The 24,703-nt window shown below is 43.7% G+C and carries 18 protein-coding genes; 15 read left to right on the top strand and 3 right to left on the bottom strand.

Annotated elements, in window-relative coordinates:
- Positions 1-64: 64 nt before the first annotated feature.
- From ACP69U_RS04350 to ACP69U_RS04330, 5 genes are all read left to right on the top strand, one after another.
- Positions 65-802, top strand: coding sequence for a LytR/AlgR family response regulator transcription factor (locus ACP69U_RS04350; protein ID WP_045443089.1), 738 nt, complete (start codon positions 65-67; stop codon positions 800-802).
- A 217-nt stretch (positions 803-1,019) separates the two neighbouring features.
- Positions 1,020-2,054 carry a hydroxymethylbilane synthase gene (gene hemC, locus ACP69U_RS04345; RefSeq protein ID WP_055123673.1) on the top strand — a complete coding sequence of 345 codons (1,035 nt, stop codon included), beginning with the start codon at positions 1,020-1,022 and terminating at the stop codon, positions 2,052-2,054.
- A gap of 98 nt (positions 2,055-2,152) precedes the next feature.
- Complete coding sequence (locus ACP69U_RS04340) at positions 2,153-3,157, top strand: uroporphyrinogen-III synthase (protein ID WP_426137922.1); 1,005 nt, start codon at positions 2,153-2,155, stop codon at positions 3,155-3,157.
- A gap of 101 nt (positions 3,158-3,258) precedes the next feature.
- Positions 3,259-4,236 (top strand): hypothetical protein, encoded by a 978-nt coding sequence (locus ACP69U_RS04335; protein WP_426137921.1) that lies wholly within the window; start codon positions 3,259-3,261, stop codon positions 4,234-4,236.
- A gap of 52 nt (positions 4,237-4,288) precedes the next feature.
- A complete protein-coding gene (locus ACP69U_RS04330; protein WP_060490199.1) occupies positions 4,289-4,777 on the top strand; it encodes an acyl-CoA thioesterase in 489 nt (162 codons plus the stop codon).
- Positions 4,778-4,881: 104 nt separating this feature from the next.
- On the opposite strand, the gene ribBA is transcribed toward ACP69U_RS04330, so the two are convergent.
- Both ribBA and ACP69U_RS04320 read right to left on the bottom strand, forming a co-directional pair.
- A complete protein-coding gene (ribBA, locus tag ACP69U_RS04325) occupies positions 4,882-5,994 on the bottom strand; it encodes a bifunctional 3,4-dihydroxy-2-butanone-4-phosphate synthase/GTP cyclohydrolase II (protein WP_055123670.1) in 1,113 nt (370 codons plus the stop codon).
- Positions 5,995-6,319: 325 nt separating this feature from the next.
- Complete coding sequence (locus ACP69U_RS04320; protein ID WP_201552358.1) at positions 6,320-7,609, bottom strand: replication-associated recombination protein A; 1,290 nt, start codon at positions 7,607-7,609, stop codon at positions 6,320-6,322.
- Between the two features lie 430 nt (positions 7,610-8,039).
- On the opposite strand from ACP69U_RS04320, the gene ACP69U_RS04315 reads away from it, so the two are divergent.
- A complete protein-coding gene (locus ACP69U_RS04315; RefSeq protein WP_426138018.1) occupies positions 8,040-8,546 on the top strand; it encodes a type IV secretion protein Rhs in 507 nt (168 codons plus the stop codon).
- 72 nt (positions 8,547-8,618) lie between these two features.
- On the top strand, positions 8,619-9,569 hold the full coding sequence (locus ACP69U_RS04310; protein WP_201602756.1) for a hypothetical protein: 951 nt from the start codon (positions 8,619-8,621) through the stop codon (positions 9,567-9,569).
- A 172-nt stretch (positions 9,570-9,741) separates the two neighbouring features.
- On the opposite strand, the gene gltA is transcribed toward ACP69U_RS04310, so the two are convergent.
- On the bottom strand, positions 9,742-11,022 hold the full coding sequence (gene gltA, locus ACP69U_RS04305) for a citrate synthase (RefSeq protein WP_045455400.1): 1,281 nt from the start codon (positions 11,020-11,022) through the stop codon (positions 9,742-9,744).
- 1,029 nt (positions 11,023-12,051) lie between these two features.
- Between gltA and sdhC the strand changes: the two genes are divergently transcribed.
- The 8 genes from sdhC (at position 12,052) to lpdA (ending at position 24,610) form a co-directional block, all read left to right on the top strand.
- Positions 12,052-12,438 (top strand): succinate dehydrogenase, cytochrome b556 subunit, encoded by a 387-nt coding sequence (sdhC, locus tag ACP69U_RS04300; protein WP_083475612.1) that lies wholly within the window; start codon positions 12,052-12,054, stop codon positions 12,436-12,438.
- Positions 12,439-12,440: 2 nt separating this feature from the next.
- A complete protein-coding gene (gene sdhD / locus ACP69U_RS04295; protein ID WP_227678233.1) occupies positions 12,441-12,845 on the top strand; it encodes a succinate dehydrogenase, hydrophobic membrane anchor protein in 405 nt (134 codons plus the stop codon).
- Between the two features lie 463 nt (positions 12,846-13,308).
- Entirely contained in the window at positions 13,309-15,159 is a 1,851-nt protein-coding gene (sdhA, locus tag ACP69U_RS04290; RefSeq protein ID WP_055123666.1) for a succinate dehydrogenase flavoprotein subunit, read from the top strand.
- A gap of 211 nt (positions 15,160-15,370) precedes the next feature.
- Entirely contained in the window at positions 15,371-16,081 is a 711-nt protein-coding gene (locus ACP69U_RS04285; protein ID WP_055123743.1) for a succinate dehydrogenase iron-sulfur subunit, read from the top strand.
- 509 nt (positions 16,082-16,590) lie between these two features.
- Positions 16,591-17,895 carry an RNA-guided endonuclease InsQ/TnpB family protein gene (locus tag ACP69U_RS04280; protein ID WP_426137920.1) on the top strand — a complete coding sequence of 435 codons (1,305 nt, stop codon included), beginning with the start codon at positions 16,591-16,593 and terminating at the stop codon, positions 17,893-17,895.
- Positions 17,896-18,656: 761 nt separating this feature from the next.
- On the top strand, positions 18,657-21,539 hold the full coding sequence (locus ACP69U_RS04275; RefSeq protein ID WP_426137919.1) for a 2-oxoglutarate dehydrogenase E1 component: 2,883 nt from the start codon (positions 18,657-18,659) through the stop codon (positions 21,537-21,539).
- A 153-nt stretch (positions 21,540-21,692) separates the two neighbouring features.
- Complete coding sequence (gene odhB / locus ACP69U_RS04270) at positions 21,693-22,934, top strand: 2-oxoglutarate dehydrogenase complex dihydrolipoyllysine-residue succinyltransferase (RefSeq protein ID WP_426137918.1); 1,242 nt, start codon at positions 21,693-21,695, stop codon at positions 22,932-22,934.
- 221 nt (positions 22,935-23,155) lie between these two features.
- Positions 23,156-24,610: a dihydrolipoyl dehydrogenase gene (lpdA, locus tag ACP69U_RS04265; RefSeq protein ID WP_426137917.1), complete on the top strand. Its 1,455-nt coding sequence runs from the start codon at positions 23,156-23,158 to the stop codon at positions 24,608-24,610.
- Positions 24,611-24,703: the final 93 nt, after the last annotated feature.

Here is a 24,703-nt window from a genome sequence, read left to right as displayed (position 1 = left end):
AGTGCTAATATGTTGGTAAGGCCATTGAAAAAAATACTAAGTTTATCCTGGGATTGGAGTTTGCATGCGTATCGTAGTTTGTGATGATGAGCCACTAGCACGTGAGCGTTTGGTTAGAATTGTACAGGAGTCAGGTCATCAAGTCGTTGCTCAAGCAACCACGGGTGCAGAAGCCATTATCGCTGTCAAAACTCAGCAGCCAGACATCATATTATTAGATATTCGTATGCCTGAGATGGATGGGGTGCGCTGTGCGCAAGAGCTTGCCAAACTTGAGCATCCGCCAGCCATTATATTTGTCACCGCTTATGATCATTATGCCATTGCCGCGCTAAAAGCCAATGCGATTGGTTATTTATTAAAGCCTGCCAATAAAGATGAGTTACTAGAAGCACTAGATAAAGCGAAAAATTTGAACGCGGCGCAGTTAAATGAGATTCGTAAACTCGAAGACCCAACAGCGCGTCCAGTACGTGAGCATATCGCTGCTCGTACCCACCGAGGCGTTGAGCTCATTAAACTCAAAGATATCTATTATTTTACCGCCGATCAAAAGTACGTCAAAGTCCGTCACAAAGATGGCATTGTCCTGATTGATGAGACGCTAAAAGAGCTTGAACAAGAATTTGAGGATCGGCTGTTTCGGGTGCACCGTAATGCCATCATCAACCTTAGCTTTTTGGACTTTTTAGAAACGTTGGATGCAGGACAATATCAAATACGCTTTAAAGGCATTGATGAGACACTTGCGGTTAGCCGTCGTCACTTACCTGCATTACGTGACAAGATTCAAAGCATGTAAACTGCGGTTTGCATTGTGAAATAACAGCAAAATAACCGTGAAATAATCATCCCATATCATCAAACCCTTATTTATGCTTAAATAGGGGTATTTTTTTGCGTCAGCATTGACTATATATGGTTTATATCGCCCATTTTTTGTGGAAAATTTGCAGTATTGCTTAATACTGACATGCATAGTACTGATGTGAACAGTATCGAATTTATTGAGGCCCTTTATGAGCAATCCGCAGCAAACTGCTTTGACTACCTTGAATATCGCCACGCGTCAGAGCCCTTTAGCATTATGGCAAGCTGAGCATATCCGTGCTCGTCTACTAGATTTGTATCCTGAATTGACGATTAACTTGCTAAAAATTGTCACTAAGGGTGACAAGATTTTGGACACACCTTTGGCTAAAATTGGTGGTAAAGGTTTGTTTGTTAAAGAGCTTGAGCAAGCACTATATGACAAACAAGCGGACATCGCGGTACATTCATTAAAGGACGTACCGATGCAGCTTCCTGAAGGCTTGATGCTGGGCGTCTATTGCAAACGCGCCTCACCGACTGATGCTTTTGTGTCCAATACTTATAATAGTATTGATGAGTTGCCGCAAGGGGCAGTCGTTGGCACGTCAAGTTTGCGTCGTCAGTGTCAGCTTAAAGCCTATCGCCCAGACCTACAAATCAAAACCCTACGCGGTAACGTTGGTACACGTTTGGGCAAGCTAGATGCTGGCGAGTATGATGCGATTATTTTAGCAACCAGTGGTTTGCAGCGTATCGAGCTGGATGAGCGCATACGCGGCGAGCTTGATATCAATGCCTGCCTGCCTGCGGTTGGTCAGGGCGCCTTAGCGATTGAATGCCGTGAAGGTGATGATGAGGTGCTAAAATTACTGGCACCACTGAATGATGATAAAGCTCGTATCCGCCTCATTGCTGAACGCGCGCTAAACCGTCACTTAGAGGGTGGCTGCCAAGTGCCCATTGCTGCTTATGCCGTGTTACAAATGGCGGATGAAACGAGCAGCAACAATGATGATAACGGTGACAATGGCAATAACGACAACGGCAATGTGTTATGGCTACGTGGCCGCGTCGGTCAAGCGGATGGCAGCGAGCTGCTAAAAGCAGAGAAGCGCGTCACGTTGATTGGCACACAAGCCGAGCAAGAAGTACAGGCTAATCAGCTTGGTATTGATGTTGCCAATATACTGCTTGCCGATGGCGCGGGTGATATCTTATCCGCGATTTATCATCCTGAATAACAGGCCAGTATTTTGATTATCTTAGTCATAGCCCCAGTATTATTGATGCTAGGGCTATCGTTAAGCCAATTCTATCAGTCTTTTGTCATGGTACGTCTATGTCATCAACATTAAATCACGCCCAGCTTATTGCTAACAGTCAATCAAATAATGAGTCATCACTTACGCAAGTAGTCATCAATACTCGCCCAGCGGAGCGTGCCGCTGCATTGACGGATCATCTACAAGCAGCAGGGCTGACGGTGGTAGAGATACCGATGTTGACGTTACAACCGCGCCCAACGACTGAGCAAGACATGACGCTGATGCGGCATTGGCTAGCAGGCGATTATAAGGCGCTTGTGATCGTTAGCCCAACGGCAGCCGCTTCAGGACTGGCTGTGTGGCAAGCGCTCGAAGATGAGCGCCAAGCTCAAAACCATGACGATGACGATGATAATGACGGTGAGCGAAAAGATATAGCAATTAATGCTCTGCAAGCGCCGAGCTACTTGATTGCCGTGGGTGAAGCGACTGCGTCGGTATTAAATAATGCCAAAATCGAGGCGTCGAATTATCAAGTACTTCAGCCTCACATTGCCAATAACGAAGGTATGCTAGCGATGCCTGAGATTGGGCATTTGCAAGCAGGTGACAAGTTGCTCGTGTGGCGCGGATTGGGTGGTAGGCGACTATTGGTCGATACGTTGCTGGCACGCGGTGTGCATATCGATAGTATTGCTTGGTATGAGCGCATAATGCCAGTCGAGGCGATGGCTCAATATGAGCAGTGGCTAAAAGAATTTTTAACCGATAATTTAACGCATAATATGATGCAAGATGCGTTGGCAGCGCAGCAACCAAAGCCAATCGTTGTGATCAGTAGCGGTACAGCCTTTGAGCATTGGGAAAGCATCGTTCGGGCTGTAGCAGAAAAGGCATTAGAGCAAGAAACAGCCAGAGAAACCTCTGCTATTTTGCCCTATAAATTGTCAGACTTTTCTTATGTGGTGTTGGGTGAGCGTTTAGCTGATATGGTCGCTGAGCAGCAATTAAGTTATTGGCGTGTGGAAGATTTGGCGCCAGAAACCATTCTTGCTGCCATCCATGCTAAAGCCTATTAAATGTATAAATGTACCAACCGATGACCTGTCCTTATCTATTATGTTTCACTTTTTATTTATTCGCTTTAAACCTGTTTTAGCCAAAATAACGGTGCTGCCTTATGTCAATCAATTCTGAATCGTTATCTCAGGAACCTTCTGCTACTCAGCAGCGCCGACAAGCAAATGTGTTTTTGTTGCGCCTGCAGTGGCTGGTTATCTTGTTGCTTATCGCCGCCCTATTGTGGCTCTACATTAGCCAGCAGCGTTTCCAGCATAGTGTTAATGAGCGTTTGCAAAGCAACGAGCAAGTCGTCAGCCGTCTGAATGAGATGGATGACCGTCTATTTGCGATGAGTCAGCAGACGTTGCCAGAGCCTCGATCTGCCGCCAGTAGCCAAGCGCAAAACCAGTTAGATTTACTGCGTATTCAGATACAAGCCGCTGATAGATTATTGGCAGACAATAATGACAGTGCGGCGATTGATTTGTTGCGTGGTCTACACTGGCAGCTTTCGCAAAGCAGCAATGAGATTGCTCCAGCGCTAACGGTTGTGATCAAACAAAGCTTGATGAAAGACATCGAACGTTTGCAGGCGAGCAGCTCTCAGCCCAGTCCTTGGCAGCTACAAAACCTCGCCATTCAAAATATTCAAGAGTTTTTGCACAGCTATGAGCGTGTGAGTAGTGAGGCGACACCGCACAATAGCGCTGATAATAATATGAGCCTCTCGCGCAAACAACTGACCATTCACGAAGTGATTATGACCTTAAATCTGGCCAGTCAAGCCAGTAATATGCGCGAACAAGAGCAGCTGATTGGTTATCTGCGTCAAGCACGAAATCAACTACAAACCTTGGTGCCGAAGTCTGCTATTCCTCAAGAGTCAGCGCCAAAGGCAGCCATGACTAATACTGAAAACGCCTCTAATGATGCGTCCGTAGGCAAAAAACAAACCTCTACCGACAAGAACCTACCAACCAGATCCTCTCCCACAAATATCGCAGAAGTCATAGATTGGTTAGATAAATTGATTGCCAATGCACCGAAACCAACGCCATTGGTGACCACCCAGATTTTGGATAAATCTCAGCGTTAGTGGTTCAGTGGATGTTGATTGATAGATTTATAAAAATAAGAGAAGTGACGTTATGGACAGTTTGAATCAAGCAGCACATGTAGCCTCCAATATCGCAGATAATCATCCTGACGAATTGTCTCATTACCCCATTATTCATCACCAGCCCATTCACTGGGGCGAGATGGATGCGTTTAACCATTTAAATAATGTGATTTATTACCGTTACGCTGAATCAGCACGAATTGGCTATTTGCAGGCGCTAGGTATGTTTGATGGCAGTATGGTGACGGTATTGGCACAATCTAGCTGCCAGTATTTACGCCCTGTGACTTATCCTGATACTTTGCTATTAGGAGTGCGCTGTCAGCGCTTGGGCAATACGAGTATCGTGATGGAATACAGCTATTATAGCACCGCGCAAGCAGCCATCGTCGCGACGGCTGAGGCAGTCGTGGTACGGCTCGATAGTGAGGGAAAGCGTAAGTTAGCTTGGACAGAGGAAGAGCGCGCTCGGCTATTGGCATTAGAAGCAAAAGTTGGTCATATACCAAAGCTTTAGCACTGAATATCAGCCACATAGCAAAGGGCACGCTAACGTTACGTTAGCGTGCCCTTTGCTATGTGACTGATATCGAATCAGCCAATTAATCAGTCAATCAACTATTAATCTTGCTTTGGCGCATGTACGAAATCGATGACGTTCAAGTCAAAGCCTGATAATGCGTAAAACTTCATGGGTGATGATAATAAACGCATATCACGAACGCCTAAATGACGCAAAATCTGTGCACCAACACCAATGCTGCGATACGGCTGCTGGGTAATAGTCGATTGCGATTCATTGTCTGCCGCTTTGTCTAACGCCTCTCCTAAATCTATTGGCTGGTTGCTACCAATCCAAACTAATACGCCGCGATCTGAATTACTAATTTCCTCCAGCGCTGAGCGTACGCTCCAGCCACTACGACCCGTCATATCATTTTTGGCAGCAAACAAGTCGCGTAGTGGGTGAAAACCATGGACACGGACGGTGCTGACGCCTTCGCTCACATCGCCTTTTACCAAAGCCAAATGCGTTTCATCAGCGCCAAATTCGCGGAAGCGATGTAGCGTAAAGGTGCCGTATTCTGTTTCAAAAGGACGCGACTCAATTTCTTCTACCGTTTGCTCGTTCGCGATGCGGTAGTTGATGAGGTCAGCAATTGTACCCATCTTGATGCCATGCTCTTCGGCAAATATCTCTAGATCATCACGGCGCGCCATCGTACCATCAGCATTGATGATTTCGACAATCACTGCTGCGGGCTCAAGTCCTGCTAGGCGTGCTAAATCACAACCAGCTTCGGTATGTCCAGCGCGGTGCAAGACGCCACCATTTTGAGCCATGATTGGGAAGATATGTCCAGGTTGGACGATGTCTTCAGGTTTTGCCGAAGAAGAAACCGCTGCTTGAATCGTACGAGCGCGATCAGCAGCAGAGATACCCGTGGTAACGCCTTCAGCGGCTTCGATAGAGACCGTAAAGTTGGTACTAAATTTTGCCTCGTTACGATCAGACATCAGCGGCAACGCCAACTGCTGGCAGCGTGCTTGTGACAAGGTCAAGCAGACCAAACCACGTGCATGAGTAATCATAAAGTTAATATCTTCAGGGCGCACATGGGTCGCTGCCATGATGATATCACCTTCATTTTCACGATCTTCATCATCCATTAAGATGACCATCTTGCCAGCACGAATGTCTTCGATAATCTCAGGAATCGTATTTAAACTCATAGTAAGTCTCAATATTTTATTATTTATAGATAGGTGTGATGTGGAATATAAAGCATTGTCTGTCTATTGTAGCAGTAGATACTACAGAGCGCTGTTGCGGTTAGGCAAAGTGCATTAGATCAAAGTGATCCACCGTAGACATTATGGAATCATTGCTTATATATCAATATGAGGACATTTTAACGCTTTTCAGCCCACTGTGCTGCTTCATCTCGAAACTATATGGGCCAGTCTGTCAAATATAGTGATAAGTATTACTAATGGTTACGACGATTCATGTATTCAATGACGCAGTAAGCAATGGGCTAACCTATATTGCGAGCCATCAGTCATTACTGGCTGCTTGGCTTTTTAGCCAATCCATAAACTGTTTACTGTGTTGCTCGCGCTGGTTGTCGGCAAATTCATAAAAGCTGCTCCCAACTAAATTGTCTGGCAAATAGCTTTGTGGATAATAGTGATTGGGATAATCGTGTGGATAGGCGTAACCTTGACCATAGCCTTGATTACGCATTAGTTTGGTCACGCCATTGCGCAGGTGTAGCGGTACTGGAGAGGCATCTTTTTCTGCCAACGCCATCGCAGCATTGATGGCTTTATAAGTGCTGTTACTTTTGGCACTGGTCGCCAAATAAACCACCACTTGCCCCAAGATAATACGCGCTTCTGGCATACCAATTGATTGCACACTACGTAATGCTGCATCGGCAAGCAGTAAAGCATTAGGGTTGGCATTACCAATATCTTCACTGGCCAAGATGACCAAACGCCGCGCGATAAAATCAGCAGGCTCACCGCCAACTAACATCCGCGCCATCCAATAAAGCGCAGCATCAGGGTCTGAGCCACGTACGGACTTTATCATCGCCGAGATAATATCGTAATGCTGCTCGCCATCTTTGTCATAGCGAACTAGAGCTGTTTGGGCGACACGAGCGACCAATTCATCGTTAATGACGAGGGGTGATTGCTTAGTGTCCGCCGTTTGAATAGCCAGCTCTAATAAATTTAGCGCCTTTCTAGCATCGCCATGCGCCAGTTGGCTGATAGTGTCCTGTGCTTGTAAATCAACCGTCAAATTTTTCAGCACTGAATCTTCTGAAATTGCCCTTTGCAATACCGCACTGATTTGTTCAGGCGTCAGTGGCTCTAAACGATACACTTGGCAACGTGATAGCAGCGCATTATTGACGCTAAAGGACGGGTTTTCAGTTGTCGCACCAATCAAGGTAATATCACCAGATTCGACCGCGCCCAGTAAGGCATCCTGCTGAGCCTTGTTAAAGCGGTGTATCTCATCGATAAACACCACTGGCGATTCAAATGCCAGTGAGTCCTTATTATCTAACACTTCTCGCAGCTGTTTGACCCCAGTATTCAAGGCAGACAAGGCATGAAACGGTCTGCCAACAGCATCAGCCAACAGCATGGCAATAGTCGTTTTGCCGATGCCAGCTTCACCATGCAAAATAATCGATGGCAGATGCCCTTGTTCGACCAAACGCCGCAAGGGTGCACCTGCCGCCAGTAGATGTTCTTGACCAATGATTGCATCAAGTGTCGTTGGGCGCATACGCTGAGCAAGGGGTGTATCGGCATGAAAATTAGGCGGCATAGAAATCTCTATTATCAATTTAAACAGCTATCAATTAGTTCATAACGACAGTGATTAATGGGCTTTTATTGCTGCATCTAAATGACTACATCCTAGATTACATTCATCATTGCTATGGAAAAAGACCATATCTGTCTGTTTGGCATGATTTTCGCACTAATGAATATTAGACATTAGTGGTAAAAGTAGGCTAATTTATAAAGATGCTATTTAGTATGTGTCTTGTTATATGTCATACACGATAGGCTAACGCAGATTTACGTTAATAAAAGTCAATCAAGTGTACAGCTTATGTCCCAAATACTTTGATTTTTATGCTTTTATCCCTATTAACGCTTCAACAGCATTGATAGATCGCAGATATCACGCGCGATTTACGACCTATCATTTGTGATTATCCATTCATTAGGTATAAGGTATTACCGTCATGATGTCTCCGCCGATATTGCAGCGCTTGTTTGCTCGCTATTTATATGACAGTGCCAAGCAGCAATCACGTTTGCTTACTACAGGTGAGATAGCGCTGGCGCGTTCAGTATTTGGCGACAGCATCAATCTCGATGAGGTTCAGCTCAAGACTGCTTGGTGGGTGTTGAAACATTATGCCGTTAGTCCTAATGGCAATATTTATTTTAACCCAGCAGATTGGACAGTAGATTTTAGCGATGCTTCATTGAGTAAAAAAAGCTGGCTGATACATGAATTGACTCATGTATGGCAATTACAGCAAGGCTTAAAAGTGGTGCGCGGTGCACTTATTGATCGCCGTTATGATTATGTGCTCAAGACAGGCAAATCCTTCTTTAACTACGGTATCGAACAGCAGGCGCGTATGGTTCAGGATTATTTTATTCGTCGTCAGCGTGGACAAGACTGTCAAGCATTAGAAATTTGTATTCCATTTTTAATCGTGAAGTCTGACGACAATATGAAGTGATATCCATTGGCAATGGATTGCCATGATAATTTTGGTTTTTATTATTTTGCCTTAACAAGGACACGTACCCTTATGTTTAAATTTTTGCCAAAAAAGCCCAATTATAAAATGAGTAAAGGTGTGGTTGATAATTCTATCAATCAAAACAACAACCCTTCACAGCACTCGTCAACCTTGCTTGCGGCAACACTCAGCGGCGTATTGCTGTTAAGTGGTTGTCAGCAGCAAGCAGAGACTCAACCTGCGCCAGAAGACAGTCAGAGCGTTGAAAAAACGAGCACTGAAGACAGTCAGCCTATGCGCCCAAGTGATTCTGCTGCTGCCCGTATAAAGCAGTTTCAGCCCATATATGTCGCGCAAGCACAAAGGCTACAGCGTCGTTTACAAGCAGAGTATGAATCCCTACAAGCCGCTGATAGCTCAGATAGTGAGGATTCATTGCTGCTAAATGATGATACAGCTGCTAGCGATACTAATACTGATAACGTGATGGAGAATGACAACGACACAGCTGATAGCAGCTCACTATCTGCTGACACCACAGATGATGAAGTGGATATCTCCGCTGAGGCTGATATCAATACCAGTACGGAAGTTGGCGAGCGTGATTTAACGGTGTTAAAGCGCATTAGCCTTGAGCCGCGTAAGCCTGTCATGCTAACAGAAGATCAAATCATCGAAAGCTACCAGCAAGCGATGGAAGCGCTTTATCAGCCTGTGACGACGCCTCTTAGCGCAGAAGATGTTGATACTTTAATTAATATCGCGACATTGGCTCCGCAGTTATTTGAGCATGCAGAAATTGCCGGTAGGCTCAGTGCCAAAAGCCCAGCATTAGCGCGTTTGATTATTCAGCATCAGGTTTGGGAGCAGATAGAAGCTCAGCAAGTGATTGATATGCAGCAGATGAAACTGAATCAACAAAAAGAATTTGAGACGCTTATGACTAAGTTTAATGACACCATTAAAGGTTATGATGAGCAAATTGCCAAATATGAGCAAACACTAAAAGAATTCCAGTAGCCGCAATTCTGTCACTCAACCAGTTATTCATTCAGTAACGGATAGGGTTTCTATAAAATGTAATGTGGCTAACCGTATCAAATGAGACAGTAAGAACCATAAAACAAGAACCATAAAAAATCCCGCACGATGGCGGGATTTTTTATGGTTCTAAAAACTAAAATATAAGTGACTATTTACGGTCTTCAACTTTAACGAAGTCGCGATGCGTTTCACCCGTGTATAACTGACGTGGACGACCGATTTTGAACGGTGTGCTGTGCATCTCTAACCAATGGCTGATCCAACCAGAAGTACGAGCCAATGAGAAGATTACGGTAAACATTGACGTTGGGATACCGATGGCTTTAAGGATAATGCCCGAGTAAAAATCAACGTTTGGATACAAGTTACGCTCAACGAAGAACGGGTCTTCTAAAGCGATTTTCTCAAGTGCCATGGCAAGCTCAAGCTTAGGATCATTGATGCCCAATGCGCCCAATACTTCGTCACAAGTTTCTTTCATCACTTGTGCGCGTGGATCAAAGTTTTTATAAACGCGATGACCAAAGCCCATGAGCTTCACTTCACGGCTCTTCACTTTTTCCATGAACTCAGGCACATTTTCAACTGAACCGATCTCATCTAACATCTCAAGCACGGCTTCGTTCGCGCCGCCATGTGATGGTCCCCAAAGGGCGGCGATACCAGCAGCGATACACGCATAAGGGTTAGCGCCAGTAGAACCAGCTAGACGTACCGTAGACGTTGACGCGTTTTGCTCGTGGTCAGCATGCAAAGTAAAAATTTTATCCATGGCGCGAGTGATGACGTCATTGGTTTTATAATCAACATCAGCAGGCGTGGCAAACATCATGTATAAGAAGTTTTCAGCATAGCTAAAGTCATTGCGTGGATACATGAACGGTTCGCCTTGCGAGTATTTATAACTCATCGCAGCAAGCGTTGGCATTTTAGCGATTAGACGGATAGCCGTGATTTCACGATGCTCTTCGTTACTGACGTCTAATGCTTCATGATAAAACGCGGATAAAGCACCAACGACACCAACCATAATGGCCATTGGATGTGCGTCACGGCGGAAGCCTTCAAAGAACTTGCGCAATTGATCATGAACACCCGTATGCTTACGGATTTTTTCAAAGAAATCTGCTTTTTGCTCAGCGTTCGGTAAGTCGCCATGAATCAAGGCATAAGCCACTTCTAAATATTCAGCATTGTTTGCCAATTGATCGATAGGGTAGCCGCGGTGTAGTAGCTCACCCTTACCACCATCAATATAAGTAATCTTTGATTCAACAGGAGCGGTTACTTTAAAACCAGGGTCATAAGACCAAAATCCTGATTCTTGTAGAGCAGCAATATCTAGAACTGGACGCCCTAAAGTACCTTCGATAATAGGAAACTCGTATTCTTTACCATTGACGGTTAGTTTGGCATTAGTGTCAGCCATAAATTGCTCTCCATTGGTTTTAGCTTGTTAGAATAAAATTACGACAGACACACACCCTCGGTCTATCGTTAGTCAAATCATAAAAATGCATTTAACTCATTTAATACGCAGGGTATATTAGCAGTAATTACTTATGATTTGAAAAGACTTTTACCATCAATAGCGTCAATTGGCACGGTTTAGTCGTGTTTATTCACTGTAATTTTTGTATCAAAATATGTCTGATTGGTTATTTTGCTTAGAAAGCTTGTTTTTATGACAGTAAGTACAGCTACATTATCCGCATAATTTTTAAAGAATTTTACGATAATAATGTAGCAGGTTTGATTAATATTCGGGTTAAAAACAGACAGAGTATGCGTAGTAGACGAATTGAGTTTGGCGTAAATTCCCTCAAAATTGAGCAATGTTGGCAAATACGTATGACCGCTGTCTATTTATTTGTTAACCCAGCGTTTGCCTTTTACTACTTAGGGGATAAATTTGTAATTATCGCCCAGTCATTTTATAATTGTAGGAACTTAACTGGCACTCGCTTTGTGCGAATTGATAAGTGGTCATGATGTAGTGTCGTTTTTCTATTCATACTCGGTTATGGCTGAGTAGCACCAGAGCAACGACGCACTAGCGTTTTGATAGACAATATCTGTAATCCAGGGTTTGAATGCTTTTGTTAACTGTTCTATTTTTAAGTCATTAGTAAAAGGGCTGTATTGATATCGATGACGGAGTAGCGTTGTCTTTATTGATATGACCAGTAAAAATAGACTAGTTAATCGATCTTACTCATGTTTATTTTCTTTGTTGTATAATAGACGGGTTGTTTTATAGACCTGTCGATTTGACGAGCGATATTAAACAGTTTATCAATACCTTGTACCCCACGATCCTTTCTTCATATTTAGCGCAAACTAAACGAAGTCAGCTAGCTCTTCCTTACTTTATTCGTCTCGTGTGTTGCTCAATGCTTAATCGACATCAGTGATATCAAGCGTTGATAGCAGATACAGGAGTATAACCGCAAAAAGGATGCCCGCTGTGAAAAGCAACCGACCTATTGATCTGCCTTTAAGCCAAGTGATTAGCGTTAATCGCTCACCGATTGCGATCGCCTCTATCTTGCATCGTATCTCTGGCATTATTTTATTTTTATTGATTCCTGTCATGCTGTGGTTACTACAGAACTCATTGGCTTCGGCTGAGAGCTTTGAAACCGTATTTGACAATGTACTTGTGCGCTTCTTAGCATGGATATTTGTTGCCGCGATTGCTTATCACTTTGTGATGGGTATTAAGCACTTATTCGCTGATATGGGCATGAACGAAGAGCTAAAATCTGGCCGCACTGCGTCTATGGTTAGTTTTGTGATTGCAGCGATTCTAATTGTCGCGTCATTTGTATGGGTGATGTTCTAATGATAAAAAATGATTCAGGAATCAAAAGTGCGACTGGTCTGACAGGTTCAGGCTCACGCGATTGGATTATCCAGCGTATTAGCGCTGTCGTTTTAGCCGTTTATAGTGTGGTATTGCTGGGCTTCTTTTTGACGCATGGCGAGGTTACTTATCTTGAATGGTCATCATTCATGACCAGTTTACCTATGCGTCTATTTAGCTTGGTGGCGGTACTTGCCCTAGCTGGTCATGCTTGGGTTGGTATGTGGACGGTTTTCACTGACTATATTACCACGGGCAAATTGGGCTCAAGCGCAGCAGGTCTACGCTTAGTGCTACAGTCATTGATGATTATCGCTATTTTAGTGTTTCTATTTTGGGGCATTATGATTTTTTGGGGTACTGGTTTCGGTGTGGTTGCTGTTTAACGATAGCCAATCCCCTATAATCTGGATACGGTGTCAGGCTTGCTTAGTCAACTATTTGTAGTTCTGGTGACTCGCCTTCCTTATATCCATATTATATTGAACAGACTATGTATTGATAATATTTATTTATCTGTAACTTGATTTATTTATAAACAATAACGGACGCGACTAGCAAATGTCAAAGTCATCCGTTAGTAGCCAAAAATAGTCATAGCCAATCATAGCGTTGGACATCATTGACTTAGCCAGTCACTTATATAATAGGTGCGCTATGGTTTAGTCAGTGAGCGAACCCAATATAACGATAGATATGCAAATTAGGTGGTTAAAGGTTGTGAGCGTCATCCACTTTGATCATTGCAAATAGTGGCAAGACAATAAAGTGTTTTGTCCAGCAATAGGATGATTTTGAGACAGCCTTTTTATTTACTTCTAAGCATTAATAGGCATTAGGAAAACCGTAATGGCAACTAGACAAGATAATACCATTAGTAATATTAAGACGCTAAACTACGATGCAGTCATCGTTGGTGGCGGCGGCTCAGGTATGCGTGCTTCACTACATTTGGCAGAAGCAGGCATGAAAGTTGCCGTTTTGACCAAAGTATTCCCAACCCGTTCGCATACGGTTGCGGCTCAGGGCGGTATCGGCGCAAGTTTGGGTAACATGAGCAACGATAACTGGCATTTCCACTTTTATGACACCGTTAAAGGGTCAGATTGGTTGGGTGACCAAGACGCGATTGAATACATGTGCCGTGAAGCGCCTAAAGTTGTCTATGAGCTTGAGCACATGGGCATGCCGTTTGACCGTAACGAAGACGGCACGATTTATCAGCGCCCATTCGGTGGTCATACCTCAAACTATGGCGAAAAAGCCGTACAACGTGCGTGTGCTGCGGCTGACCGTACGGGTCACGCGCTACTACATACGTTATATCAGAAGAATTTGCAGCAAGGCACTGAGTTCTTTATCGAGTGGATTGCGCTTGATTTGATCAAAGACGAAGCGGGTAATATCAACGGTGTTATCGCGCTTGAGCAAGAGACAGGTACGGTTGCCGTATTCCAGTCACCGATTACTGTCCTAGCGACAGGCGGTGCAGGTCGTATCTTTGCCGCCTCTACTAACGCTTATATCAATACTGGTGACGGTATTGGTATGGCCGTTCGTGCTGGTATTCCATTACAAGACATGGAATTTTGGCAGTTCCACCCAACAGGTGTCCACGGTGCAGGCGTACTGTTAACTGAAGGTTGCCGCGGTGAAGGCGCTATCTTACGTAACAAAGATGGCGAAGCGTTCATGGAGCGCTATGCGCCAACCGTGAAAGATTTGGCACCACGTGATTTGGTTTCTCGTTCTATGGATCAAGAGATCAAAGAAGGTCGCGGCTGTGGTCCAAACGCTGACCATATCGTGATGGATATGACGCATTTGGGCGTTGAAACCATCATGAAGCGTTTGCCATCGGTATTTGAGATTGGTAAAAACTTCGCTAACGTTGATATCACCAAAGAGCCAATTCCCGTTATTCCAACCATTCACTATATGATGGGCGGTATTCCAACCACTATCCATGGTCAAGTCATTAAGCCTGATCTAGAAGCAGGTACGGACGAAGACGGTCTATATGCAAAAGGCAACGTGGTTAAAGGTCTTTATGCTATCGGTGAATGTGCTTGTGTCAGTGTTCACGGTGCCAACCGCTTAGGTACCAACTCTTTGCTTGATCTATTGGTATTTGGTCGTGCTGCTGGTAAACATATCGTTGATGAATTCCATCATGCCGATCATAACTATAAGCCACTTGATCCTCGCGTCCTTGATTATACAGTTGGTCGTTTAGACAAGCTGCAACAGTCGACCGAAGGCTACAATGCCCAAGACGTGGCTGACGAGATTCGTGCAACCATGCAAGCGCATGCGAGTGTGTTCCGTACGCAAGCGATGATGGACGAAGGCGTTGAGAAGATTTTAGCGCTTGGTGACAAGATTGAAAAAATCCATTTGGCCGATAAATCACAAGTATTTAACACAGCGCGCATTGAAGCATTCGAAGTGGCTAACTTGTATGAAGTGGCCAAAGCGACGATGGTATCAGCGGCAATGCGTCACGAAAGCCGCGGTGCTCATAGCGTGTCTGACTATGACCGTCCAGAAGATGATGATTACGCACCAAATGGCCGTAATGACCACGAGTGGATGAAGCATACCTTATGGTATTCTGAAGGCAATCGCATTATTTATAAGCCAGTTCGTAAAGTACCACTAACGGTTGATTATATCGAACCGAAAGTTCGCGTCTATTAATTTTAGACTGCGCAATTTAGCGATACGAACAGCGTAAACGTTTTATTTTTTATTCATTTATTAAAAGGTGACCGCCAGCTACATGCTCATGCCAGCGTGACAATATGATTAGTTGATATTTGATAATGACTGTCAATATGGGCTAATCAATAGCGCTGATATGCTGCAACCTTTGTATGCCCGCCATCACCTACGTGTGGAGTTTAGCATTATGAGCCGAGGTACTCGCACCATCGAAATCTATCGCTACGATCCTGATCTGGACGCAGCGCCGCGCATGCAAACGTATACGATTGAGTTGCTAGACTCAGATCGTATGTTGCTTGACGTGTTATTACGCCTGAAAAAGGAAGACGAAACACTGACCTTCCGTCGCTCTTGCCGTGAAGGTATTTGTGGCTCTGATGGCATGAACATCAATGGCAAAAATGGCCTAGCGTGTCTCATTAACATGAACACTCTGCCAGAAAAAGTCACGGTTCGTCCATTACCAGGTCTACCTGTTGTTCGCGATTTGGTTGTTGATATGAACCAATTCTATGAGCAATATGAGAAAGTACATCCGTACCTGATCAATGACCAGCCAGCACCGCCGACAGAGCGTTTGCAGTCACCTGAACAACGCGAAAAGCTAAACGGTTTGTACGAATGTATTCTATGCGCATGCTGTTCAACCAGCTGCCCATCGTTCTGGTGGAACCCTGATAAATTCTTAGGTCCATCAGCACTACTGCACGCTTATCGCTTCGTGGCTGATAGCCGTGATGGTGATACGCAAGCACGTTTGGCGCGTTTAGATGATCCATTTAGCCTATTCCGTTGCCGCGGTATCATGAACTGTGTATCAGTTTGTCCAAAAGGTTTAAACCCAACCAAAGCAATTGGTCATTTACGTAATATGCTCATTGACCAAGCAGGTTAATCGTTTATAATTGTCTGGTTTTTTTGCAGATAGCGTACGAAAAACACCACCTAATCATTAGGTGGTGTTTTTTATGAGCAATATATCTGAGATTCTTTGATTGTCTTTCAGTGCCAGATATAGCTTATAGAGACGATTATTTAATATGGTTAAAGGTAAGGCTGGGCTATCAATACGTTGGTTGTATGTAAGAAGGCATGATATATAGGTCAGCAATCTATCAAAAAAGCGAAATAGGACTCCACCCGACATTAGGGCGGAGGGGAATGTCACTTAGTATTTATTATATTCGGTGGTGTGTCAAAAAATATGTTGACTAAAATTTGAACAATTTTTGAAGCCTTGAAAGCTCTATGGAATCAGAGAAATTAGCATAGACTTCGTATTAAATTTTTTCGTCACCATACTTTTTAGAACACCGCCTTATATTTTTATACAGATTGGTTACTGAAATAAACCGTGTTAATCTTTAGTATTGGTAACATGTCAGACGAAAATGAATTGGTGTTATGAAAATCAGTAAAGCGTATAAGTTTAGGCTTGAGCCTAACGCAGAGCAAGAGGTTATCTTAAATAACCTTGTTGGTTCTGCGCGCTTTGTTTGGAATCAAATGCTGGCCATATCGTTTGAGATGTTTGCTAAGAATGAGTTTATTAATGCAACGAATTTGGTTAATAAAATCATGGATATTAAAGCCAATCCTGATTTTGCATTCTTAAAAACAAGCTCCAATGCGGTATCTTTACAACAGAAAGTTCGTGATCTCGCTTCTGCTTGGTCGCGCTTTTTTGACCCTAAAGTTCATGCAAGGCTGAAAGAAAATAACAGAAAACCTAGAAAAACTAAATGCCTCAAGCTTGCCGACGGCACTGAAATCCAACTACGCCCACTCATGCCGCGTTTTAAACGTAAATCAGATGGTCGAGATTCAATCCGCTTGGTTCAATTTGATAAATATTGCCGCGTTAATGGCAATCGCGTCAAATTACCGAATGGTATTGGCTTGGTGAAGTTTAAAAAATCTCAAGAGATCATAGGTGTCATAAAGAATATCACCATCAGTAAGAAATCCGGCCAATGGTACGTGTCTTTCGGTACGGAGCGTGAGGTTGAAACACCGACCCATCCGTCCAAAACCGCCATTGGTATTGATTTAGGGATTACTAAATTTATCACTACCTCAAACGCTGATATTATTCAGCCCAGAAATAGCTTCAAAGCCAATCAAGTCAAGATAGCAAGGCTACAGCGCCAATTAAACCGCAAGGTCTTATTTAGTAATAATTGGAAAAAGCAAAACCGTAAAATCCAAAAGCTTCACCATCATATCGCCAATATTCGCCATGACTACTTGCATAAGATCACCACTGACATCAGCAAAAACCACGCCATGATTGTCTGTGAGGATTTGAAGGTAGCTAATATGTCGAAATCAGCAAGTGGTACGCTTGAAAACAAAGGTCGCAATGTCAGAGCCAAATCAGGATTGAATAAATCAATTCTTGATCAGGGTTGGGGTATGACGTTGACTATGCTTGAATATAAACAGCAGTGGCAAGGTGGATTATTGATCCAAGTAAACCCAAGATTTACTAGCCAAACCTGTTTTGAGTGCAAGCATGTTGCCAAAGAAAATAGACGCACCCAAGCAAAATTTGAGTGCGTTGAATGTGGTTATATTGCGAATGCTGATGTTAATGCAGCTCGTAATATTCTTACGGTAGGACATGCCGTTTTGTCTGTGGAGGGAGGACGCGGTAAAGGTCGCCCGATGAAACAGAAAGCTTGTGACCTTCGTGAGAAAGTCACCTAAGAGCTTTTGCTTTTAGAATCCCACACTTGAGCTTGTCGAAAGTGGCGGGAGTATGTCAAATAATTGGTGTTAGAAAAAAGTATTCAGCCAGAGATATTCACCACGTTAAATGTTAGAATAGCGCATTATTTTAATAATTAGTCGTTTTGACGAACCACTATCAGTCGTTAATGTTTAACTTACTGATAAATAAGTATTCAAAACAGATAATAGACTGGAATAATGCATTCAAAATGATAGTAGATATTCATTACCTAAATAGTTAGTATTGAACAAACAAACTATGGCGCGAAACGCTGTCATGCTACTCTATACAGCAACGTATGTTTGCCATAAAAGTAATGATAGCTTGGGAATAACCAGACGTTCCAGCGAGGATAGCCAAATAATAGGCCAGCTGAAGGCGTCAATAATTCATCGATCGTTTATCTTTGATGAATTGGTTATGACTAACTTCAGTATATATAAATTAATGTTGTGAGACGAGTCAGATAACAAAACTGGACGTTCACAAATAATTATATTTTTAATATAGGTATTGTAATGGCACTTATTATCACTATTTAGCATCACTGTCTGTCATAAGCAAAGCACAGATAAGCGTACTTTTCTTTTATAGTAATAAGTGTGGTTCATAAATCAGTACTGAACAGAATACGATTGAGTTTTTATAGCATTAAGTATTTAGATGTCTCACATACAACAGATTACACAATAATAAGCACGATTCCATTCATTTATCTATCAAATAGACGATTATTATGAATAGTATAACTAAAGAAGCCGCAAGCCTAGGACATACAGAACTGGCTGCTGACAACGCCAGCTATATAGAAGCTCTTTATGAGCAGTACCTAAACGACCCTGATAGCGTTGATACCGATTGGCAAACGTATTTTGAACAATACAAATCGCCAAACGATGCACAGCATAACGCTATTAAGGAACAGTTTTTGTTGCTTGCTCGCAACCAAACTGCTAATAAAGCCAGCACTCAAGCGCCTGATAAAAATGCAGGCTTAGCCGACTGTGCTAACCCTAAACAAATGGGTGTACAGCAGCTAATTTCAGCTTACCGTCGCCGTGGTCATCGCCGCGCGAAGCTTGATCCGTTAAATCTACATCCACGTGCAGAAGTGGAAGATTTGACCCTTGCTTATCATAATCTTTCAGAAGCTGATCTTGATACAGTATTTCCTACCAATGATTTAAATATCGGTAAAGACGAAGCGCCATTGCGTGAAATCATCGAAATTATGGAACGTGTTTACTGCCGTTACATTGGTACTGAATACATGCACGTTACCACCAGTACTGAAAAACGCTGGATGGAAAAGTATCTAGAAACCAACTTAGGTTACATCAAGTTTGATAAAGAAAAGCGCTTATCTATTCTTGAGCGTCTAACAGCAGCTGAAGGTCTAGAAAAATACTTAGCACGTAAATATACGGGCGTTAAGCGTTTCGGACTAGAGGGCGGCGAAAGCTTTATCCCTGCTATCAATGAAATCATCCAACGTGCAGGCGGTTACGGCACTAAAGAGATGGTCATTGGTATGGCTCACCGTGGTCGCCTAAACCTACTGGTCAATATTTTAGGTAAAAACCCTGCGGACTTGTTTGACGAGTTTGATGGTAAAGTACAGCCAGAAAAAGGCTCAGGTGACGTTAAATATCATAATGGTTTTTCATCAAACGTGATGACGCCAGGCGGTGAAGCGCATTTGGCTTTAGCATTTAACCCATCACATCTTGAGATTGTCGCACCGGTATTGCAAGGATCTGTACGTGCCCGTCAGGTGCGCCGCAATGATCAGCCACTATTGGATAATAAAGGCGGTAATTCAGTATTGCCAATCGTTATTCATGGTGATGCTGCGTTTGCTGGTCAAGGCGTGGTTCAAGAAACGTTCCAAATGTCACAAACCCGTGCTTATACCACTGGTGGTACTGTACATATTGTGATCAATAACCAAGTCGGTTTCACGACCAGCCGCCAAGAAGACGTGCGTTCGACTGAGTACTGTACTGATGTTGCAAAAATGGTACATGCACCTATCCTACATGTGAACGGTGATGATCCTGAGTCGGTCGTATTTGCCGCGCAATTAGCATTAGATTACCGTCATGAGTTTGATAAAGACATCATTATCGATCTGTTCTGCTATCGCCGTAATGGTCATAACGAAGCGGATGAGCCGTCAGCGACTCAGCCACTCATGTATGCAGTTATTAAGAAGCTACCAACGACTCGTACGATTTATGCACAAAAACTTATCGAAGACGGTATTTTGAATGCTGAAGAAGAAAAGCAGTATGAAGATGACTATCGTGAGTCTTTAGACCGTGGTGACTATGTTGCAAACTCATTGGTTAATGAGCCTAACGAAGAGTTGTTCGTCGATTGGAAACCTTATTTAGGTCACGATTTGGTGGATGATTGGGATACCAGTGTCGACATCGAGATTCTAAAAGGGTATGGACGTCGTATGGCGGAAATGCCAGAAGGCTATAAGTTACAACGCCAAGTACAAAAAGTGGTTGAGCAGCGCTTGGCCATGCAGACAGGCGAAGAGCCATTAAACTGGGGTGCAGCTGAAACATTGGCATACGCATCACTAGTCGATAATGATAAAGTGTTGGTACGTATTACTGGTGAAGATGTGGGTCGCGGTACTTTCTCACATCGTCATAGCGAAATCTATAATATCAATGATGGCAGTATGTATGTGCCATTGGCTCATATGAGTGACACTCAAGCCCGCTTTGCCACTTATAACTCACTGTTGTCAGAAGAAGCGGTATTAGCATTTGAATATGGTTATGCAACGACAGTACCAAATGCCTTGATCGTTTGGGAAGCGCAGTTTGGTGACTTCGTCAACGGCGCGCAGGTAGTGATTGACCAGTTTATCTCAAGTGGTGAAACCAAGTGGCAGCGCGTTTGTGGTCTAACTATGTTATTACCACATGGTTTTGAAGGTCAAGGTCCTGAGCATTCATCTGCTCGTCTTGAGCGTTTCTTACAGCTATGTGCTGAAGACAATATGCAAGTAATAACGCCGACGACACCTGCACAGATCTACCATGCCCTACGTCGTCAAGCAGTTCGCCCAATTCGTAAGCCATTGATTGTCATGTCACCGAAGAGCTTACTACGTCATAAGCTAGCCACTTCAAATCTTGAAGAGCTGGCGAATGGTAAATTTGAAACGGTACTGCCAGAGATGGACAACCAAAATGCAGACAAAGTCACTCGTATGGTTCTTTGTGGTGGTAAAGTTTACTATGACCTATTAGAGCAACGCCGTGCGCTAGGTTTGGATCATGTTGCGATTGTGCGTATTGAGCAGCTCTACCCATTACCAGAGCAGCGTTTGATGGCTGAGATTGAAAAATACAGCAACTTGGCTGAGATCGTTTGGACACAAGAAGAGCCGCTGAACCAAGGCGCTTGGTATTATTTAGCACCGCATATGTTCCGTATCGTCGTACCACACCCAACCAAGGCGAAAGTCATGGAGCCAGTGGCGCGTCCTGCGAGTGCAGCACCTGCAACAGGGTCACCAAAACTGCATGCTCAGCAGCAGCAAGCGTTGATCGCTGGTGGTCTTGGTATCAGTGTCGATGAGTTGGCTAAGTAACAGATTATTGAAGATAAATGAATCAGGCGATAACAGTCAGTATGTTGTAATAAAATCTAGATAGTATTATCTAAGATCGCTATGCAAGATGGCACTGACTGCCTATCACGACTTAATAACAAATATGAATATCCCAATCTAAGGAGTATATCGATGGCTGATATCAAAGCCCCCGTTTTTCCAGAATCAGTTGCCGACGGTACTATCGTTGAGTGGCATGTCACTGAAGGTCAGCAAGTCAATCGTGATGACCTATTGGCTGAAATCGAAACTGATAAAGTCGTATTAGAAGTTGTGGCGCCTGATAACGGCGTTGTGACCAAAATCGTTAAGGAGGTTGATGATACCGTGTTGTCTGACGAGATCATTGGTCAATTCGAAGCTGGTGCAAGCGCCAGTGCAGATAATGCTCCTGCGGTAGATCCAGATCAACCAGCAGCGCCAGTACAAGCCAAGCAAGCAGCAGATGGTGGCGAGCCTGTCCAAGCAACAGATAAAAAAGACGAAGCGGATCATAAAGATCAAAGCCCAGCAGTGCGTAAAGCAGCGAAAGAGTCTGGCGTTGATCCTAAAGAAGTGGAAGGTAGTGGTCGCGGCGGTCGTGTGACCAAAACGGATATGGCTAACCCAACATTGAAAGCAGACAGCAGCATCAAATCTGATAGCGGCCGTCCAGTGGCTGAATCAATGGGTGAGCGTACTGAAAAACGTGTGCCAATGACGCGTCTACGTAAGACAGTCGCCAATCGTCTGCTAGCAGCTTCACAAGAAACGGCGATGCTAACGACGTTTAACGAAGTGAACATGAAGCCATTAATGGACATGCGCGCTAAATATAAAGACCAGTTCGAAAAACGTCATGGCGTACGTTTAGGCTTTATGTCATTGTTCGTGAAAGCGGCAACCGAAGCACTTAAACGCTTCCCAGCAGTAAACGCTTCACTAGACGGTGATGACATTGTTTATCATGGTTTTTACGATATCGGTGTTGCTGTATCATCTGACCGTGGTTTGGTTGTTCCAGTACTACGTGATACCGATCGCATGAGCATGGCTGATGTTGAAAGCCGTATCCGTGAGCTTGGTGGCTTGGCTCAAAAAGGTAAGCTTGGTCTAGATGACATGACTGGTGGTACTTTCACTATTTCAAATGGCGGTGTATTTGGCTCATTGATGTCAACGCCTATTTTGAACCCACCACAAACGGCTATCCTAGGCATGCATGCGATCAATGACCGTCCTATGGCTGTTGATGGTAAAGTTGAAATTCTACCGATGATGTATCTTGCATTGTCTTATGACCATCGTATGATTGATGGTAAAGAAGCGGTACAGTTCTTAGTAACCATCAAAGAATTGGTTGAAGATCCAGCCATGTTGCTACTAGACCTGTAAGCTTTTAAGCTTGTATTGGCAACCGCTGATACAAGCTTTTTAACTTTAGTCTAAACAGTGGTGCTCGTTGTTTACTAATAAATAAGAATGTTTAACTGATGTGGTGTATTTACCGTAAAGTGAAAAAATTTGAACTAAAACATGGCTTATTTATTAACGAGACAATCCTCAGTTTAAACGATATTTACAATTAGAACGATAATTAGAAATAGGAACGTACTATGAAAGACAATTATGATTTAGTCGTCATCGGCGGCGGTCCTGGTGGTTATGAAGCCGCTATCCGTGCAGGTCAGTTAGGTATGAGTGTTGCTTGTATCGAAAAGCGTGTTTATAAAGGTGAGCCAGCACTTGGCGGTACTTGCTTGAACGTCGGTTGCATTCCATCAAAAGCACTACTTGATAGCTCGCATCGTTACGAAGCGACGAAGCATGACCTTGCTGAACATGGTATCAGCACTGGTGACGTTGCTATTGATATTGAGCAAATGATTGCACGTAAAGAAGGTATCGTTAAGCAATTGACGGGCGGCGTTGCTGCACTATTGAAAGGCAATGGCGTTGACTGGCTACAAGGCTGGGGCACGTTAGAAGACGGCAAGGGCGCTGATAAAAAAGTTAAATTTACCGCGCTTGCAGATGAAGTAGAAACGACTATCACTGCTAAAAACGTGATTCTTGCGGCAGGTTCTGTGCCGATCGATATCCCAGTTGCTAAAACTGATGGCGATCGTATCGTTGACTCTACTGGCGCGCTCGACTTCACTGCTGTACCTAAACGCTTGGGCGTGATTGGTGCTGGTGTCATCGGTCTTGAGCTTGGTTCAGTATGGCGTCGTCTAGGCGCTGAAGTTGTTGTTTATGAAGCGCTTCCAAGTTTCTTAGCAGCCGCTGATAAAGACATTGCTAAAGAAGCGGGCAAAATGCTAAAGAAGCAAGGTCTTGATATCCGTGTTGATACCAAAGTAACCAATGCTGAAGTACAAGGTGATCAAGTTGTCGTTACTAGCGAAAGCAAAGGCGAGTCATCTGAAGAAAGCTTCGATAAACTCATCGTTTGTGTCGGTCGCCGTGCTTACTCTGAAAAATTACTTGGTGATGACAGCGGCATTCAGTTGACTGAACGCGGTCTTATTGACGTGAATGATCAATGTAAAACCAATCTTGATGGTGTTTATGCCATTGGCGATTTGGTTCGCGGTCCAATGCTTGCGCATAAAGCGATGGAAGAAGGCATGATGGCGGTTGAGCGCATTCATGGCGAAAAAGCTCAAGTTAATTATGACACGATCATTAACGTCATCTATACCCATCCAGAAATCGCATGGGTTGGTTTGACTGAGCAAGAAGCTGAAGCAGCTGGTTTTGAGGTCAAAACAGGTTCATTTAATCTAGCAGCAAATGGCCGTGCATTGGCTCAAAGCGAAGCAGAAGGCTCTATCAAAGTCGTAGCTGATGCTAAAACAGATCGCTTATTAGGTATGCATGCTATCTCTGCTGGTGCTGGTGATATCGTCCATCAAGGTATGATTGCGATGGAGTTTGTCTCTAGCATCGAAGATCTGCAATTGATGACTTTTGCCCATCCAACCATTTCAGAAGCCGTGCATGAAGCTGCTCTGTCTGCCGATGGTCGTGCTATTCACGCCATTCAGCGTAAAAAGCGTAAAAAATAAGTAGTTAGTTTGATAAGTACCGACTTATAACCTGATCGCGGTGGGGTTGTTATAGCTCTCATCACGATCATAAGTGCGCCATATATATGTAAA

Source organism: Psychrobacter sp. TWR1-1-1 (assembly GCF_049895865.1).
GTDB lineage: Bacteria > Pseudomonadota > Gammaproteobacteria > Pseudomonadales > Moraxellaceae > Psychrobacter > Psychrobacter immobilis_A.
Note: the sequence above shows the minus strand (reverse complement) of the source record. Positions and strands in the feature narration are given on the sequence as shown.

Excerpts from the sequence above, each read along its gene's own strand:
- sdhA (WP_055123666.1), top strand. The coding sequence starts at position 13,309 with ATGGCAACTAGACAAGATAATACCATTAGTAATATTAAGACGCTAAAC.
- ACP69U_RS04320 (WP_201552358.1), bottom strand. The coding sequence starts at position 7,609 with ATGCCGCCTAATTTTCATGCCGATACACCCCTTGCTCAGCGTATGCGC.
- gltA (WP_045455400.1), bottom strand. The coding sequence starts at position 11,022 with ATGGCTGACACTAATGCCAAACTAACCGTCAATGGTAAAGAATACGAG.
- hemC (WP_055123673.1), top strand. The coding sequence starts at position 1,020 with ATGAGCAATCCGCAGCAAACTGCTTTGACTACCTTGAATATCGCCACG.
- ACP69U_RS04350 (WP_045443089.1), top strand. The coding sequence starts at position 65 with ATGCGTATCGTAGTTTGTGATGATGAGCCACTAGCACGTGAGCGTTTG.
- ACP69U_RS04330 (WP_060490199.1), top strand. The coding sequence starts at position 4,289 with ATGGACAGTTTGAATCAAGCAGCACATGTAGCCTCCAATATCGCAGAT.
- ACP69U_RS04285 (WP_055123743.1), top strand. The coding sequence starts at position 15,371 with ATGAGCCGAGGTACTCGCACCATCGAAATCTATCGCTACGATCCTGAT.
- ribBA (WP_055123670.1), bottom strand. The coding sequence starts at position 5,994 with ATGAGTTTAAATACGATTCCTGAGATTATCGAAGACATTCGTGCTGGC.
- lpdA (WP_426137917.1), top strand. The coding sequence starts at position 23,156 with ATGAAAGACAATTATGATTTAGTCGTCATCGGCGGCGGTCCTGGTGGT.
- ACP69U_RS04310 (WP_201602756.1), top strand. The coding sequence starts at position 8,619 with ATGTTTAAATTTTTGCCAAAAAAGCCCAATTATAAAATGAGTAAAGGT.
- ACP69U_RS04340 (WP_426137922.1), top strand. The coding sequence starts at position 2,153 with ATGTCATCAACATTAAATCACGCCCAGCTTATTGCTAACAGTCAATCA.
- ACP69U_RS04335 (WP_426137921.1), top strand. The coding sequence starts at position 3,259 with ATGTCAATCAATTCTGAATCGTTATCTCAGGAACCTTCTGCTACTCAG.
- ACP69U_RS04280 (WP_426137920.1), top strand. The coding sequence starts at position 16,591 with ATGAAAATCAGTAAAGCGTATAAGTTTAGGCTTGAGCCTAACGCAGAG.
- sdhC (WP_083475612.1), top strand. The coding sequence starts at position 12,052 with ATGCCCGCTGTGAAAAGCAACCGACCTATTGATCTGCCTTTAAGCCAA.
- ACP69U_RS04275 (WP_426137919.1), top strand. The coding sequence starts at position 18,657 with ATGAATAGTATAACTAAAGAAGCCGCAAGCCTAGGACATACAGAACTG.
- odhB (WP_426137918.1), top strand. The coding sequence starts at position 21,693 with ATGGCTGATATCAAAGCCCCCGTTTTTCCAGAATCAGTTGCCGACGGT.
- ACP69U_RS04315 (WP_426138018.1), top strand. The coding sequence starts at position 8,040 with ATGTCTCCGCCGATATTGCAGCGCTTGTTTGCTCGCTATTTATATGAC.